Annotated in this window: 13 protein-coding genes; 4 read left to right on the top strand and 9 right to left on the bottom strand. The window is 69.5% G+C overall.

Annotated features, from left to right (window positions below):
• Positions 1 to 13: 13 nt before the first annotated feature.
• From F1599_RS23670 to F1599_RS23645, 6 genes are all read right to left on the bottom strand, one after another.
• Entirely contained in the window at positions 14 to 1207 is a 1194-nt protein-coding gene (locus tag F1599_RS23670) for an amino acid ABC transporter substrate-binding protein (RefSeq protein ID WP_150084732.1), read from the bottom strand.
• A gap of 58 nt (positions 1208 to 1265) precedes the next feature.
• Positions 1266 to 1934, bottom strand: a complete 669-nt coding sequence (locus F1599_RS23665) for an SRPBCC family protein (RefSeq protein WP_150084731.1) — start codon at positions 1932 to 1934, stop codon at positions 1266 to 1268.
• Positions 1935 to 1997: 63 nt separating this feature from the next.
• Positions 1998 to 2495 (bottom strand): (2Fe-2S)-binding protein, encoded by a 498-nt coding sequence (locus F1599_RS23660; RefSeq protein WP_150084730.1) that lies wholly within the window; start codon positions 2493 to 2495, stop codon positions 1998 to 2000.
• The gene (locus F1599_RS23655; RefSeq protein ID WP_150084729.1) at positions 2492 to 3322 is read right to left on the bottom strand and encodes an FAD binding domain-containing protein; all 831 of its coding nucleotides are present in this window, start codon (positions 3320 to 3322) and stop codon (positions 2492 to 2494) included. Before F1599_RS23655 ends, F1599_RS23660 begins: the two co-directional genes overlap by 4 nt.
• Positions 3319 to 5808: a xanthine dehydrogenase family protein molybdopterin-binding subunit gene (locus tag F1599_RS23650; protein WP_150084728.1), complete on the bottom strand. Its 2490-nt coding sequence runs from the start codon at positions 5806 to 5808 to the stop codon at positions 3319 to 3321. The genes F1599_RS23655 and F1599_RS23650 overlap by 4 nt, the downstream gene beginning before the upstream one ends.
• 10 nt (positions 5809 to 5818) lie before the next feature.
• Positions 5819 to 7102: an amidohydrolase/deacetylase family metallohydrolase gene (locus F1599_RS23645; protein WP_150084727.1), complete on the bottom strand. Its 1284-nt coding sequence runs from the start codon at positions 7100 to 7102 to the stop codon at positions 5819 to 5821.
• Positions 7103 to 7471: 369 nt separating this feature from the next.
• On the opposite strand from F1599_RS23645, the gene F1599_RS23640 reads away from it, so the two are divergent.
• Positions 7472 to 7990, top strand: a complete 519-nt coding sequence (locus F1599_RS23640; RefSeq protein ID WP_150084726.1) for a MarR family winged helix-turn-helix transcriptional regulator — start codon at positions 7472 to 7474, stop codon at positions 7988 to 7990.
• Positions 7991 to 8095: 105 nt separating this feature from the next.
• Positions 8096 to 9109, top strand: a complete 1014-nt coding sequence (locus tag F1599_RS23635) for an MBL fold metallo-hydrolase (RefSeq protein ID WP_150084725.1) — start codon at positions 8096 to 8098, stop codon at positions 9107 to 9109.
• 181 nt (positions 9110 to 9290) lie between these two features.
• Here F1599_RS23635 and F1599_RS23630 read toward each other — a convergent pair whose 3' ends face one another.
• On the bottom strand, positions 9291 to 10172 hold the full coding sequence (locus F1599_RS23630; protein ID WP_395897042.1) for a LysR family transcriptional regulator: 882 nt from the start codon (positions 10170 to 10172) through the stop codon (positions 9291 to 9293).
• 282 nt (positions 10173 to 10454) lie between these two features.
• Here F1599_RS23630 and F1599_RS23625 point away from each other — a divergent pair, with 282 nt between their 5' ends.
• Positions 10455 to 10898, top strand: coding sequence for a nucleoside deaminase (locus F1599_RS23625; RefSeq protein ID WP_150084724.1), 444 nt, complete (start codon positions 10455 to 10457; stop codon positions 10896 to 10898).
• Between the two features lie 5 nt (positions 10899 to 10903).
• Positions 10904 to 12334: an MFS transporter gene (locus F1599_RS23620; RefSeq protein ID WP_190286444.1), complete on the top strand. Its 1431-nt coding sequence runs from the start codon at positions 10904 to 10906 to the stop codon at positions 12332 to 12334.
• Positions 12335 to 12538: 204 nt separating this feature from the next.
• On the opposite strand, the gene F1599_RS23615 is transcribed toward F1599_RS23620, so the two are convergent.
• The gene (locus F1599_RS23615) at positions 12539 to 13519 is read right to left on the bottom strand and encodes a tripartite tricarboxylate transporter substrate binding protein (protein ID WP_150084723.1); all 981 of its coding nucleotides are present in this window, start codon (positions 13517 to 13519) and stop codon (positions 12539 to 12541) included.
• A gap of 72 nt (positions 13520 to 13591) precedes the next feature.
• The gene (locus tag F1599_RS23610) at positions 13592 to 14611 is read right to left on the bottom strand and encodes a Bug family tripartite tricarboxylate transporter substrate binding protein (RefSeq protein ID WP_149318555.1); all 1020 of its coding nucleotides are present in this window, start codon (positions 14609 to 14611) and stop codon (positions 13592 to 13594) included.
• Positions 14612 to 14624 lie beyond the last annotated feature (13 nt).

Here is a 14624-nt window from a genome sequence, read left to right as displayed (position 1 = left end):
CCGGCGGTCCGTGTCAGCGCACGGCGACGAGGTCGGCCTGCTTGACGGCTTGCGGATACAGCACGGCCACCTTGCCCGACTGGACCTGGATGATCGGCAGGTCGCGCCCGGCATTCATGCCATTGGGGCCGAACTTGACCGGGCCGTAGAACGTCATCGCATCGAGCGAGGCCAGCGCGTCGCGCACCTTGGCGCCCTGCGTGCTGCCCGCCTTCTCGATGGCCTTCTGCAGCGCGATCAGCGCCGCCGCCGCGGAGGCGTGCACATAGTCGGGGTCGTGCTTCTCGCGGGCGACGAACTCGTCGTAGAACGCCTTGGTCGAACCGAACACATCGTCCGCCTTGTATTGCGACGACGGATGCCACCAGGTCGCGCTGCTGACGTTGTTGGCGAGCGGGCCCAGCGCATCGATGAACTCGCGGTAGGCCGGACCGGTGATCATCGTGATGATCGGCGCGGTCGTGCCCAGATCGGCCATCTGCTTGCGCACCAGGATCAGGTCCTTGGTGTAGCCGGTGATATAGATCCACTCGGCGCCCGATGCCTTGATGCGCGACAGCGACGCGGAATGGTCGAGCGCTCCCACCGGGAAATATTCGTTGTGGACGACCTTGAGCCCGGCCTTCTCGGCATGTGCCTTCATGGTCGCGGCCATCGAGCGCGGAAACACGTCCTCGCGGCCGAGGATCGCGATCTTCTTGACCGTGGGCATCTGTGCGGTGAAGGTGCGGATCATCGAATCGACCAGGCCGCCGTTCGGTGCCAGCGTGCCGAACAGGTATTTGTAGCCCTGGTCGAACACCGACTCCGACGACGCGGCCGACGCCATGACGGGAATGCCATAGCGCTCGGCCACGCCCGCGACAACCTTGGTATGTCCGGAGCCGAAGGGCGCGGTCAGGAATTCGACCTTGTCCTGCGTGATCAGCTTCTCGGCCATCTGCTGCGCGCGCTTCTCGTCGGACTGGTAATCGTAGGTGATCAGCTCCACCTTGCGCCGGGTGCCGCCGACATTGATGCCGCCGGCCGCGTTGACCCGCTTGAGCCACATGTCATAGGCGACCTGCTGCTTCTTGCCTTCGTCGGCCAGGCCTCCGGTCAACGCGAGCGGCGCGCCGATGCGGATGGTGGACTGGGCCTGGGCCAGCGCGGTGGCGCCCATCAGGAGCGCGGACAGCAGCGCGGTACGGATCAGCTTGGGAGTCATGGAATACCTCGTCACGGGACAGGTCTTGCGGAGCGAATCAGGGAAAGGGACGGCAAACTCAGCGGCGGCCAAACGACAGCCACTGCCGCAGGCGGGCCCACAGCGCGGGCCAGAACAGGGCATTGAGGTCGAGCGGCGCACTGGCCGGCGCACTGGCTGGCGCCTGCCTCGACGGCGCAGGCGCCGTGTCGACAAAGGCAGGCGGCTCGGCCGCGGCGAAGGCGGCTACCGTGGGAGCCGCCGCAACGGTAACGGCCGGTCCGGCCTCGGCTTCGAGCTTGCGGCGCAGGTTGGCGGCAAAGGCCTCGGTCAGCCGGGCGGCCAGCTCGCGGACGATGCCGCCTCGCGAGAACTGCGCCAGGCTGCCGGCGATCGCATAGTCGACCGCGATGTCGACGCGCGTGGCGGGCCCGCCGGTCGCGTCCGCGACGTCATGCAGCGAGAACGCGGCCTCGCCCTTGACGCGCGAGCCGCTCTTGCGGTCCGCACCGGTGCCTGTCACCGCGCCACGGTAATCGGCATCGTCCAGGCGCATCTCGCCGTCGCCGGCGAAGACCGCGACGATGGGCCCGAGCTTGACGGTCATCGTCAGGGGCAACCGGCCGTCTCGTGGCGGCGCCGACAGCGACGCCCCGGGCAGGCAGGCGATCACGCCCTCGGTATCGCGGAAGCAGCGCCATACCGCGTCGCGCGCGAACGGCAGCAAGATCGTTTGTTGGAGTTCCATGCGGGGCTCAGCCTCCTGTGGGTCGCCTCGGTAGCGTGTCGTGTCGGTTCCCGCGGGTTCTGGTCAGGTGCGATTGACCGCGCCGGCGGTCTTGCGGGCATCGAGCACGCTGCGTATCGCCCGCACCAGGCCGACATAGCCGGTGCAGCGGCACAGGTTGCCGGCAAGCTCGTGACGGACGCGCGCATCGTCGGCATCCGGCAGCCGCAGCACGATGTCACGCGCGGTGGCCAGCATGCCCGGCGTGCAATATCCGCATTGCAGCGCGTGTTCGGCGCTGAAGGCTTCGCGCAGTTGCGCCATCACGGGGTCGGCATCGAAGTCCTCGATGGTGCGTACCTCGGCGCCGGTGCAGCTGACGGCCAGCACGGTGCACGAGCGCGTCGGCACGCCGTCGACCTGCAACGTGCAGGCGCCGCAGACGCCCTGCTCGCAGCCGAGATTGGTGCCTGTCAGGTTCAGGTGTTCGCGCAGGAAGTCGGCCAGGTGCGTGCGGGGCTCGATGGCGGCGCTGACACGCTCGCCGTTGACACACAGTTCGACAGGCATGGGGAGTGTCATGCGCCTTCTCCGGTAAAGACAGCCAGCGCCGCGGCGGCGCGCCGCAACGCCACCGCGTGGAGTTGGTATTCAAGCGTGCCGGGCTCGAGCCCGGCCTCGCACAGGTGGCGGTGCGCCAGCGCTTCGTCCCAGCGCTCGATCAGCGCGCCGGCGTCGGCGATCACGAACGGCGCGCCGTCGATGGCGCCGATCACCGCGCGACGCCTACCCTGTGCGCCGTCGTCGACGAAGGCGCAGATCGCCTCGGCGAATTCGCCCGGCTTGCGGTTGACCTTGTAGTAGCTCCAGCGCGCGCCGGGGCTCAAGCGCGCGATGCGGACCCCGAGCAGCACTTCGTCATCCGCCAGCGCCGTGGTGAATGCGCCGACCATCCAGTCGCGCTGCGCGATCTCGCGCTGGCCGCGCGGGCCCATCACGATGCAGGTGGAGTCGAGCAGCGCCATCACGTTGATCCAGTCGGCCGCCGGGTCGGCATGGGCCAGGCTGCCGCCCAGTGTGCCGCGGTTGCGCACGGCCCGATAAGCGATGCCGCGCGCGACGAAGGACATCAGGCCGCGGCTCGGATCGGGAATGCGCCCGTCCTCGATCTGCGCATGGGTGATGCCGGCGCCCAGTTGCACCGACGTGCCCGCGTCGAGGCATTCGCGCAGTGCCGCGATGCCGCCCAGATCGATCAGCTCGGCCGGCTGTGCCAGCCGCAGGTTCAGCATCGGGCCAAGCGACTGGCCACCGGCGACGGCCTTGGCAACGCCATTGCTGCCGGCGAGCGCGGCGAGCGCCGCTTCGACGGTGTCGGGCCGCCGATAGTCGAACGGCGCCGGCTTCATGCCGCCACCTGCGCAGGCGACGACGGCATCGGGCTGAAGTGGCCGGGGTGGCGGACATCCCTGGCACGCGCATTGGCGAGCGCGGCGAGGATCGCCCGCGGGCTTGCCGGCAGCTCGCGCAGTTCGGCGCCCAGCGGCCGCAACGCGTCATTGATGGCGTTGACGATCGCCGCGGGCGAGCCGATCGCACCGCTCTCGCCGATGCCCTTCTGGCCGAACTCGGTGTAGGGCGCCGGCGTTTCCATATGGTGGATGCGGATCGCAGGCACTTCGGTAGCGCCAGGCAGCAGGTAGTCGGCCAGCGTCGATGCCTGCGGCTGGCCGTCTTCGCTGTAGCGCATCTCCTCGTACAGCGCGGTGCCGATGCCCTGCGCCGCCCCGCCGTAGACCTGGCCGTCGACCACCATCGGATTGATCAGCACGCCGCCGTCCTCGACGATCGCGTAGTCGATCAGTTCGACCTTGCCGAGTTCGGTATCGACGGCGACCGCCACCGCATGGCACGCATAGCTGAAGGTGCCGGTATCGCGCGTTGCCTGGTAGGTGGTCATGACCTCCAGCCCCGCAGGATCGACATCGGCGGGCAACTTCTGCGGCTGCCGGTACCAGACGTGGGCGAGCTCGGCCAGCGGCACGCGGCCACCGCCGCCCACCACCGCCCCGTCCTCCCAGCGCGCCGCCGGCACAGGCAGCCCCAGCAGATGGGCGCCGATGTGCAGCAGCCGTGTTCGCAACTGCTTGCAGGCCTGGCCCACGGCCCCGCCCGCCATCACGATCGAGCGCGAGCCCCAGGTGCCGGTGGAGTACGGCGTGATCGCGGTATCGCCAAGCAGCACGCGCACCTGATCGGTGTCGACGCCGAGCACCTCGTGCGCGATCTGCGCCAGCGTCGTTTCCATGCCTTGCCCGTGCGAATGCACGCCGGCGCGGATCTCCAGCACCCCGTCCGGCGTCAGCCGCACCACGGCCGGCTCGCGGCCCGGCACCATCGGAATGCCCCAGCCGTGATAGACGGAAGTGCCATGGGCGCCCTGCTCGCAGAACACCGCAAACCCGACGCCAATGCGGCGCCCGTCGGGCTCGCCGCGCTGCTGGCGCGCCCGCAGGCCCGGCAGATCGATGGCCGCCACGGCGCGTCGCACGCATTCGGGATAGTCGCCGCTGTCGAAGTGCTTGCCGGTGATGTTGTCGAACGGCATGCGCTCGGGCGGCACCAGATTGCGCAGCCGCACCTGATGGGGTTCCAGCCCCGCCTCGACCGCGATCGCGTCCATCACGCTCTCGATCGCGAAGCAGACGCCGGTGCGCGCCACGCCGCGGTATGGCAGGATCGGCGGCTTGTTGGTCGCCACCGACCAGGTGCGGCAGCGATAGCGCTCCATCATGTAGGGCCCCGGCAGGATGCTGCCGACCTGTGCGGCCTCCAGGCAGGCCGAGAACGGGTACGACGAATAGCAGCCCGAATCCACCGTGGCCTCGCAGTCGACCGCCAGCAGGCGGCCATCGCGCTCGGCCCAGGCCTCGATGCGATAGGCGTGCTCGCGGCAGTTCGCGTTGGCCGTCAGCTGCTCGCGCCGATCCTCGATCCAGCGCACCGGCTGCTCCAGCCGCATCGCCAGCCACGCGACGCAGACTTCTTCGGGCAGCAGGATTCCCTTGTAGCCGAAGCCGCCGCCGACGTCCGGCGAGATCACGCGAACCTGCCCTTCGTCCAGGCCCAGACAGCCTGCCAACCCCGTGCGGTTGATATGCGGCATTTGCGCCGCGGTGACCACCACCAGCTGGGCCAGGCGCCGGTCCCACCAGGCGACCACGCCACGGCCCTCCATCGGCGCCATGCTCTGGCGCGCGGTACGCAGCGTGCGGATGACGTGAATCGGCGCGCTCGCGCGGATCGCGGCCAACGCGGCCTCGTTGTCGCCGTCCGTGCCGACCGCCGTCGAAAGAAACACGTTGTCGCCCCAGTGCTCGTGCACGAGCGGCGCGCCGGCCTCGCGTGCGGCCAGCATGTCGACCACCGCCGGCAGCTCCTCGAAGTCGACGAAGACCTGCGCCGCAATGTCTTCGGCCAGCGCGCGGGTCGGGGCCACGCACATCGCAATCATCTCGCCGACCTGGCGCACCTTGCCGTCGGCGAGCACCGGCTGCGCCGACGACTTGAAGCCGGCGAGCCCCGAGTCGGCGACGATGGGCCGCACTCCGTCGAGGTCGGCCAGCGTGAATACCGCATCGGCCAGCCCTTCGGGCTTCTCGATGCCGCGGATGCGCGCATGCGCCAGCGGACTGCGCACGAACGCGACATCGCGCATGCCGACCATGCGCAGGTTGGCGACATAGTCGCCGCGGCCGCGCAGGAATCGGTCGTCCTCCTTGCGGCGCAGCCGCGCGCCGATGCCGCCGGTCTTCCCGCCGGTCTTGCCGCCGTTGTTGCCGCCGTTGTTGCCGCCGTTCTTGCTGCGGTCGCCGTGCGCTGCCGGGGTCGTCATCGCGATCTCCCTAGGCGACCTGCGCAACGGGCAGGATGGACGCGGCCGCATCGAAGCGCTGCCCGGCGCGCAGGCAGAACACCGGTTCCAGCATCCGCTCGACCACCACCTGGGTCCCCTCGTTGTCGGCGAGGACCCAGCGGCCACGCAGGTCTTCCAGCACCGAGACGTTGGCCTCGGCACCGACCCGCAGCGTGCCGGCGCCGTCCTTCAGGCCGGCCATGCGTGCCGCATTGACGGTGGCCATGCGCACCACATGGTCCAGTGGCAAACCGAGCGCCAGCATGCTGGTCATCGCCGACACCAGGCTGAAGCGGACGCGGCCGAGGAACATATGGTCCTGGTCCGGATGTTCCGCCGGCGTACCCGCTGGCGCCGGCACGTGCGTGTTGTAGCCGTGCATGTCGGCGCCCAGCGTATCGGGCACGATGCCGGCGTCCAGCACGGTGCGCGCCATCCGGTAGCTGAAGTGCGAGCCGTGACCGACGTCGATCTTCAGGCCGCGCGCCGCCGCCTCGCGCGCCAGCGGGTGCACGGTGCCGTCGCGGTTGACGAAGCCGCCGGGATGGCGGCTGAACGGATGCGCCAGCACATCGCCGGGCTTGAGCATGTCGACCACCTGCTCGAGGATCGTGTCGGGGTCGACCTCATGCTCGGGGTGGCCAGGCATCGGCCACAACTGGCCGAAGTGGACGTAGACCGGCAGCGCTGCCTGACGGCCGATCTCGGCGGACGCACGCATCACCTCGACGCCCCACCGCGCAAACCCGCCGAGCTCGGCATGGGCCTTGATGCCGCGCACCAGGTCGGCGTTGGCCAGCGCGGCCTTCACCGTGGCATCGACATCGACACATTCGGGCCGATACAGCTCGGCGTAGTAATGGCCTTCGAGCCCGCCGACCAGATAGGCGGACAGGAAGGCGTAGATGCGGCTGCTTGCCGGCTCGGCAACGTAGTGCCGAAAGCCGGGCAGCGTCATGCAGCTCGCGCCGCCCTGGTCGATCAGCGTGGTGACCCCGGAATGCACGCCGCACATGTCCGCGTTCAGCCCGAAGCGTCCGGTCACGTACTGGTACACGTGCGCGTGCGTGTCGATCAGGCCGGGCAGCACCAGCTTGCCGCGGCAGTCGACGACTTCGGCCGCATCGGCGTCGGCAGGCAAGGCCGCCGAGCCGTCGCCGACGGCGGCGATGCGGCCGTTGCGGATCCATACATCGCACACCGCGTCGATGCCGGCGTCCGGATCGATGACGCGGCCTTGCCGAAGAACGATGTCGCGCTTACTTGCAGTCATGCTGGCCTCGTGGGGTGAAAACGCTGCCTGCAAAACGCAAGAACTTTGCCAGTGCATGCCGCAGGCCCGGCCCCCGTTGCCGGAAACCCTTGCCGGCCAAGGCTTTGCGGTCTTCCGTCGACGCAACGAAATACGGGGTATGCCACTTATCCGGGTCGATTCCGGATGCGCGAGGCTGGTGCCGGCGCACCGGGAATCGGCGTATACGAACCCAGCGGGCAGCAAACCTGCCCCGTTGCTGTGCAATACGGGGCATACCACCTATCCGGCGATAATGGCGGCAACCGAAGCCACGCTGGAACGGCTGCCCCCTGACCTGGCGCCAACCGCCGGCGGCGAAATGCCGTCCGTTTCCGAACACCGCACCGCATGACGACGACCAAACGACCCATCGCCATCCAGACCGAGATCGACGCCGCCCGGCACCGCTCCACGCTGCTGGGGCGCCCCGGCTTCCTGATCCGGCGCCTGCATCAGGTCCACTGCTCGCTGTTCCTCGAGGAGACCGAGGCGTTCGGCATCACGCCCGTCCAGTACAGCCTGTTGACGGCACTGGAGCAGCACGGCGAACTCGACCAGAACACCGTGGCCCTCGAGGTAGGCCTGGAGCGCACCACGGTGGCCGAAGTCATTCCTCGGCTGGAGGCGCGCGGACTGCTGCAGCGCCGGCAAAGCGAAACCGACCGGCGCGTCAAGCTCGTCAAGCTGACCCGCAAGGGCAAGACACTGGTCAGGAAGATGGAGGCGGCGGTTCAGCGCGCGCACGATCGCACCGTCGACCATCTGCCGCCGGCCGACCGTGAACGGTTCCTGCTGTATCTGATCCGCCTGGTCGAGGCGACCAACGAGCACGGCAGCGTGCCGTATCGGCTGCCGCCAGCGGAGTGACGGTCTGCGGGGAAATGTGACGAGTGATACATTAGCGCCAGCCCGATTTCCGGCTTGTTGTTCCCGTCATTGCGCCAAACAACGTTCTTCCGCATGGAGCGCCGTATGAACCCGTCCCGTTTTGCCCTTCCGCGTCGTGTTCTTCCTCTCGCGCTGGCCGCCGCACTGTCGTGCGCGGCGCTCGCCGGCACGCCGGCCCACGCGCAGGGCGTACCGGCGCAGCAGCAGAATCAGGTGCCCGGCTATTACCGGATGATGCTCGGCGAGTTCGAGATCACCGCGCTGTACGACGGGTATATCGATGTCGACCCCAAGCTGCTGCGCAACACCAGCGCGCGCGAGGTGCAAACCCTGCTGGCTCGCATGTTCCTCGACTCGACACCCGGCGTGCAGACCGCGGTCAACGGGTTCCTGATCCACACCGGCAAGCAGCTGGTGCTGGTCGACACCGGCGCCGGCGCCTGCTTCGGCCCCGCACTGGGCAAGATCGTCGACAACATTCGGGCGGCCGGCTACGACCCGATGCAGGTCGACACCGTGCTGCTGACCCATCTGCATGGCGACCATGCCTGCGGCCTCGCGGTCGACGGCAAGCCGGTGTTCCCCACGGCGACGGTCCATGCCTCGCAGATGGACGCGGACTACTGGCTGTCGCAGGACATCGCCGACAAGGCCCCGGCCGAGGCGCAGCCCTACTTCAAGATGGCGCGCGATGCGGTGGCACCGTATCAGGCGGGCGGGCGCTTCCGCACCTTCAAGGCCGGCGACGAGGTGGTGCCGGGCATCGCCGCGGTGGCCGCCTATGGCCACACCCCCGGCCATACCGGCTATCTGGTGCGCTCGGAGAAGAACGGCAAGGCGCACAGCCTGCTGGTGTGGGGCGACATCGTGCACAGCCATGCGGTGCAGTTCCGCCGGCCGGATGTCGCGATCGAATTCGACGTGGACAGCCGCGCCGCGGTGCGCACGCGCAAGCGGCTGTTCAACGATGCCGCGCGCAACAAGCTGTGGGTCGCCGGCATGCATCTGCCCTTCCCCGGCATCGGGCACGTGCGGGCCGACGGCAACGGCTATACGTGGGTGCCGGTCGAGTTCGGGCCGATCCGCACGGATCGGTGATCACGCGCCGATCCGCCGCTAACGCGTCGCTGACCCGGCGCTGCCCGCTGCCGACCGGCCGCTGCACCGTGCTGACTCAGTGCTAACTCGGTGCCAACTCGGTGCTAACTCGGTGCTGACTCGTCGCTGATCCGGTGCTAACAGGCTGCTCGCCGGGACTAACGCGGTGCTTGAGCGGGTGCTAGTCGCGCAACTGGCCGCGCCGCTGGTCGCGCCGCATCACGGCATCGCACATGGCCTGCAGCCGCGCCGCCATGTCGCGCGCCGGCGCCGACGGTTCCGGCCGGGCATGCAGGCTCAGCTCGACCGGCGGCACCGCGCCGATCAGCGCGGGCTCGTCGAGCACGCGATGCGCGCGCGTGACCACGCGGCGCGGCAGCAGGCTGATGCCCAGGCCGTCGGCCACCGCCGAACTGAGGCTGGCGAGACTCGCGCTGACGAAGCCGATGCGCCAGCGCCGGCCGCTCGCCTCCAGCGCATGCGTCATCTCCCCGCGATACAGGGCGCCGCCAGGAAAGACCGCCAGCGGCACCGGCTCGCGCCCGAAGGCGGGACGCCGGCGGCTGTCAATCCAGCACAACGGCTCGGGCCAGCTCGCGAGCCCGGCGGCGCTGCCCTCGCGCTGCTTGATCAGCGCCAGATCGAAGTCGCCCTCCTGGAATCCCTGCCATAGCTCGTGGCTCAGGCCGCTGGTGACCTCGAGCCGCACGCCGGGCCACGCGTCGGCGAAATCGGCCAGCACCGGCGTCAGCGTCTGCGCGGCGAAGTCTTCCGGCACGCCGAGCCGGATCTCGCCCTGCACCGCGCTGTCGCGGATCAGCGCGACGGCCTCGCCCGACAGCTGCAGGATCCGCCGTGCATAGCCCAGCAGGCGTTCGCCCTCGGGCGTCGGCGTGACATAGCGCCCGCCGCGGTCGAGCAGCGCGCACCCGCACTGCTCCTCGAGCCGGCGCAATTGCTGGCTGACCGTGGACTGGGTCAGATGGACGCGCTCGGCGGCGCGGGTGAAGCTGCCGCTGTCGGCCACGGCGACGAAGCTGCGCAGCAATTGGGGATCGAGGATGTCGTTCAAGGGGTGGCGTTCGAGGCGGCTATGTGTCCAGGGATTCGGGCAGGGATTGGAGCCGGTCTTTGCGCGGTCCTTTGCGCGGTCCTTTGCGCGGTCCTTTGCGCGGGTCCTTTTCCAGGTCCTTTGCGCAGGTCTTTGGCGCGCTCTTTGAGCGGCCCTTTGCCGGGCTATTTGATTTCTCACTGCCTCGCATTCCATCATTTAATTTCCCAATTGCCAAGCGCGCGCGTACAGTCTGGTCCTCTACCCGCAGGCTCTTTTCCGCGAGGCATCCCCATGTCTAACCACGAATCCCTGTTGCGCGAAGCCGTGCATCTGGCGCAGGCCAACCGCGCACGCGGCGGCCGGCCCTTCGGCGCCGTGCTGGCGCGTGAAGGCCAGCTGATCGCCACCGGCGTCAACGGCATCGTCCACAGCCACGATCCGACCAGCCATGCCGAGATGGAGGCGATCCGCGCCGCCAGCCGGCGCCTGCAGAGCCCGGACCTGCGCGGCTGCGCGGTCTATGCCAGCGGCCATCCCTGCCCGATGTGCCTGGCCGCGCTGGTGATCAGCGGCGTGCAGGAGGTCTACTACGCCTTCGACAACAACGACGCCGCGCCCTACGGCCTGTCCAGCGAGGCCACCTACCAGGCGTTGCGGCTGACGCTCGATCCGCCGCCGCTGCCGCTGATCCGCCTCGATGTGGGTGTCACCGCCGATGCGGTCTATGGCCGTTGAGATCCATGGCAGTTGAAGTCCCCACCGGCCGGCGCGGCATCGGCGCGCCGGGCTGGGCACTGGCGGCCATCGTGCTGGCTGGCCTGAACCTGCGTCCCTTCCTGACTGGCATCGGCCCGCTGGCGCCGGTCATCCGCAACAGCACCGGGCTGGATTACCGCGGCATGGCGTGGCTGACGCTGCTGCCGATGGTGCTGATCGGCGTCGGCGCCTGCCTCGCGCCGGCGATGCGCCGATGGCTCGGCGAGCGGCGCGCGGTGCTGCTCGCACTGGCGCTGGTCGGCATTGGTTCGCTGTTGCGGCTCGCGTGGCCCGGCGGCACGGCGCTGATCGCCACGGCCGCGCTGTGCGGCCTCGGGACGGCGGCCGCGCAGGCGGCGCTGCCGGCCATCGTCAAGCGCCAGTTTCCGGCACGGATGGCGATGGTGATGGGCCTCTATTCGGCCGCGCTGATGGCGGGCGGCGCGCTCGGCGCGCAGCTGACGCCGTGGATCGCCGGGCTGAGCGGCAGCTGGCATGCGGGGCTGGCGGTGTGGGCGCTGCCCGCATGGGCCGGATGGCTGCTGGCGTGGCGGACGCTGCCGCGCGGTGCGGCGGTCGAGCCAGCGATATCTTGCCGCGACGTCGCCGATGCCAGGGCCAACGCCAACGACGTCGTTGATGCCAGAGCCGAAGCCCACGCTGCCGACGTCGCCGATGCCAGGGCCAAAGCGAACGCCACCGACACCGTTGATGCCAGCGCCAAAGCCAACGCCGCTCACGTCGCCGATGCCAGAGCCAAAGCGAACGCCGCCCACACCGTTGATGCCAGTGCCAAAGCCAGCCGCCCCACCGCGATTCCGGTGCTGCGCCTGCTCAAGCGCCCACGCACCTGGCTGCTGATGGCCTCGTTCGGCGTGATGAACGGCGGCTATGCCTCCTTGATCGCGTGGCTCGCCGCCTATTACCAGGAGCGCGGCTGGAGCGGTCCGGCCTCGGGCGGCCTGATCGCGGTGATGTCGGTCGCGCAGGCCGTTGCCGCGCTGGCGCTGCCGACGCTGGCGGCCCGCAGCCCGGATCGCCGCGCATGGCTGGCCCTCGCGCTCGCCCTGCAGGCGATCGGCTTCGCCGGCCTGGCCGGATGGCCGGACCTCGCGCCCCTCGCATGGGCCATCATCGGCGGCGCCGGCCTGGGCGGCTGCTTCTCTCTCTACCTGGTGGTCGCGCTGGACCACCTGCCCCGCCCCGAAGACGCCGCCGCGCTCGGCGCACTGATGCAGGGCGGCGGCTTCCTGCTGGCCGGCTGCGCTCCGTGGCTGGCGGCGGTGCTGCACGACGCAACCGGCAGCTTCGCCGCTGCCTGGTGGTACCACCTCGCCGCGGTCGTGCTGGTGATGCTGGCCACCACGCGCTTCGATCCACGCCGGTATCTGCTGGCGATGCCGAGCCGGGTCTGATGGCTGCCTGCGAAGGCGAAGGCTTCGGTCTTCGCCTTCGGCCACATCGGCGCTCCTTCTTCTCTTTCCGACGCCACCAGTTCGCCCGCATGGCCGCTGCAACGGGGCACACTGCACGACGATGCGTACCCGTTTCTGCGTACCGCAGCCGCGCTGCCGAAGCCGACCGTACCCGTTTCTGCGTAGGCCGGCCCGGACTTCCGATCAGGTCTTGATCCCCAGTTTTTCGATCAGCGCCTTGAAGGTAGCGTTGTCGCGCGCGATCACGCGCTTGAAGGCGGCTTCGTCCAGATAGCCTTCGCCCATGTTCTGCTTGGCCATCGTCTCGCGCAGCGCGGGGTCCTGCATGGTCTTGGCGATGGCGCTGCCCAGGCGGGCGACCACGTCCGGTGGCGTGCCCTTGGGCGCCGCGATGCCGCGCCAGCCGTGAATGACCAGATCGACGTTGCGCTCCTTCAGCGTCGGCACGTTCTCCCAGCCCGCCTTGATGCGCTGCTCCGACATCACCGCCAGCGGGCGGATCTTGCCGGCGGCCACATAGGTCGCGACTTCCACCGGCGTCACCGCCACCGCTTCGATATGTCCGCCGAGCAGGTCGAGCACCGCCGGATTCGCGCCGCGGAACGGCACATGGTTGAAGCGCACGCCGGCCTTGTCCTCCAGCGCGGCGGCGGACAGATGGCCGAGCGAGCCGGGACCGGCATTGCCCACGCGCATCGAATCGGGCTGCTTGCGGGCGGCGGCCAGGAACGCCTCGATGGTCGTGAAGGGCGAATCGGCGCGCACCGCGATGGTGGCCGGGTCCGCGTTCAGGCGCGCGACTGGCGTCATGTCGTCGGCGGTGAATTTGGCCAGACCCAGATGCGGGATCATCGTCAGCTCGACCGTGATCACCGCCAGCCGATAGCCGTCGGGCTTGGCGCTGACCAGATCAGCCCAGCCCACCGCGCCGCTGGCGCCCGACTTGTTCAGGATCACCAGGTTCTGCGGCAGATGCTTGCGCGCGGCCTCGGCGAAGGCGCGCGCAAGCACATCGGTGCCGCCGCCCGCCGCGAACGGCACGATCAGTTCGATTGGGCGCGACGGGTAGGCGCCGCCCTGGGCCAGCGCCGGGCAGGCCGCGGTGGCAGACATCGCAGCGAGCGCGCGCAGCACGGCGCGGCGTTGATGAAGCGGTTCATTCATGACGAAAACTCCGGGGTACGGTAAAGACTGGAGCGAGAGCAGGAGCGAGGAGAGAACCGGCGCAGGCCGCGCTCAATCGAGCCGGATGCCGGCGGCCTTGATCACGCCGGACCACAGCTTCTGCTCGCTGCGCGTGAAATCGCCGAACTCCGCGGCGGACATCGGCATCGGCTGGATGCCAAGCTCCTCGAGCTTGGCGCGCGTGCCCGGATGGCGCAGCGCGGCGACCAGTTCCTGGTTGAGCCGCGCGACGACCGGCTGCGGCAGCTTGGCCGGGCCGACAAAGCCCTGCCATGCATAGGCCTCGAAGCCCGCGAGTTCGGGCAGGCCGGATTCGGCCATGGTCGGCACGTCGGGCAGGATCGGCAGTCGCTGGGGCGTGGCCACGGCCAGCACGCGGATCTTGCCGGCGCGGATCATCGACAGGCTCGGCGGCAAGTCGACGAACATGGTCTGCACCTGGCCGGCCATCAGGTCCTGCAGCGCCGGCGACGAGCCCTTGTAGGGCACGTGCAGGATGTCGGTACGCGTACGCTGCTTGAACAGTTCCAGCGCGACATGCAGCGGCGAGCCGGGCCCCGACGACGCCGAAGAAATGCGCCCCGGCGACTTGCGCACCAGCGCGACGAACTCCTTCAGGTCTTTCGCCGGAAAGGACGGATGCACGGCCAGCACCAGCGGCATCCGGCCCAGTCCGCCGATGAAGGTGAAGTCCTTGCCCGCGTCATAGGTCAGGCTCGAATACATCGCCGGGTTGAAGGCCAGCGTGCCCGAGTCCGCGGTGCCGACCGTATAGCCGTCGGGCGCCGCTCGCGCGATGGCGGTGGCGCCGATGATGCTGGCCGCGCCGGGCCGGTTCTCGACCACCACGGGCTGGCCCAGGTCCTGCCCCATGCGCAGCGCCAGGTTGCGCGCGATCACGTCGGTGGTACCGCCCGGCGCATAGGGCACGATCCATTTGACGGGCTGGCTGGGGAAGGTCTGTGCGCCGGCCGGGGCCACGCAGGCAAACGTCGTGGCCAGTGACGTGGCAAGCGTCGTGGCGAGCGCGGCGAAGGCGCGGGCAATGCCGCGGGGGATGCGGGTCTTCATGGCGATGTCTCCT

The organism is Cupriavidus cauae (assembly GCF_008632125.1).
GTDB lineage: Bacteria > Pseudomonadota > Gammaproteobacteria > Burkholderiales > Burkholderiaceae > Cupriavidus > Cupriavidus cauae.
This window is presented reverse-complemented; position numbering and strand designations above follow the sequence as displayed.

What these genes read in the sequence shown, in the direction of transcription:
- F1599_RS23670 (WP_150084732.1), bottom strand. Translation starts at nt 1,207, where the DNA reads ATGACTCCCAAGCTGATCCGTACCGCGCTGCTGTCCGCGCTCCTGATG.
- F1599_RS23665 (WP_150084731.1), bottom strand. Translation starts at nt 1,934, where the DNA reads ATGGAACTCCAACAAACGATCTTGCTGCCGTTCGCGCGCGACGCGGTA.
- F1599_RS23660 (WP_150084730.1), bottom strand. Translation starts at nt 2,495, where the DNA reads ATGACACTCCCCATGCCTGTCGAACTGTGTGTCAACGGCGAGCGTGTC.
- F1599_RS23655 (WP_150084729.1), bottom strand. Translation starts at nt 3,322, where the DNA reads ATGAAGCCGGCGCCGTTCGACTATCGGCGGCCCGACACCGTCGAAGCG.
- F1599_RS23650 (WP_150084728.1), bottom strand. Translation starts at nt 5,808, where the DNA reads ATGACGACCCCGGCAGCGCACGGCGACCGCAGCAAGAACGGCGGCAAC.
- F1599_RS23645 (WP_150084727.1), bottom strand. Translation starts at nt 7,102, where the DNA reads ATGACTGCAAGTAAGCGCGACATCGTTCTTCGGCAAGGCCGCGTCATC.
- F1599_RS23640 (WP_150084726.1), top strand. Translation starts at nt 7,472, where the DNA reads ATGACGACGACCAAACGACCCATCGCCATCCAGACCGAGATCGACGCC.
- F1599_RS23635 (WP_150084725.1), top strand. Translation starts at nt 8,096, where the DNA reads ATGAACCCGTCCCGTTTTGCCCTTCCGCGTCGTGTTCTTCCTCTCGCG.
- F1599_RS23625 (WP_150084724.1), top strand. Translation starts at nt 10,455, where the DNA reads ATGTCTAACCACGAATCCCTGTTGCGCGAAGCCGTGCATCTGGCGCAG.
- F1599_RS23620 (WP_190286444.1), top strand. Translation starts at nt 10,904, where the DNA reads ATGGCAGTTGAAGTCCCCACCGGCCGGCGCGGCATCGGCGCGCCGGGC.
- F1599_RS23615 (WP_150084723.1), bottom strand. Translation starts at nt 13,519, where the DNA reads ATGAATGAACCGCTTCATCAACGCCGCGCCGTGCTGCGCGCGCTCGCT.
- F1599_RS23610 (WP_149318555.1), bottom strand. Translation starts at nt 14,611, where the DNA reads ATGAAGACCCGCATCCCCCGCGGCATTGCCCGCGCCTTCGCCGCGCTC.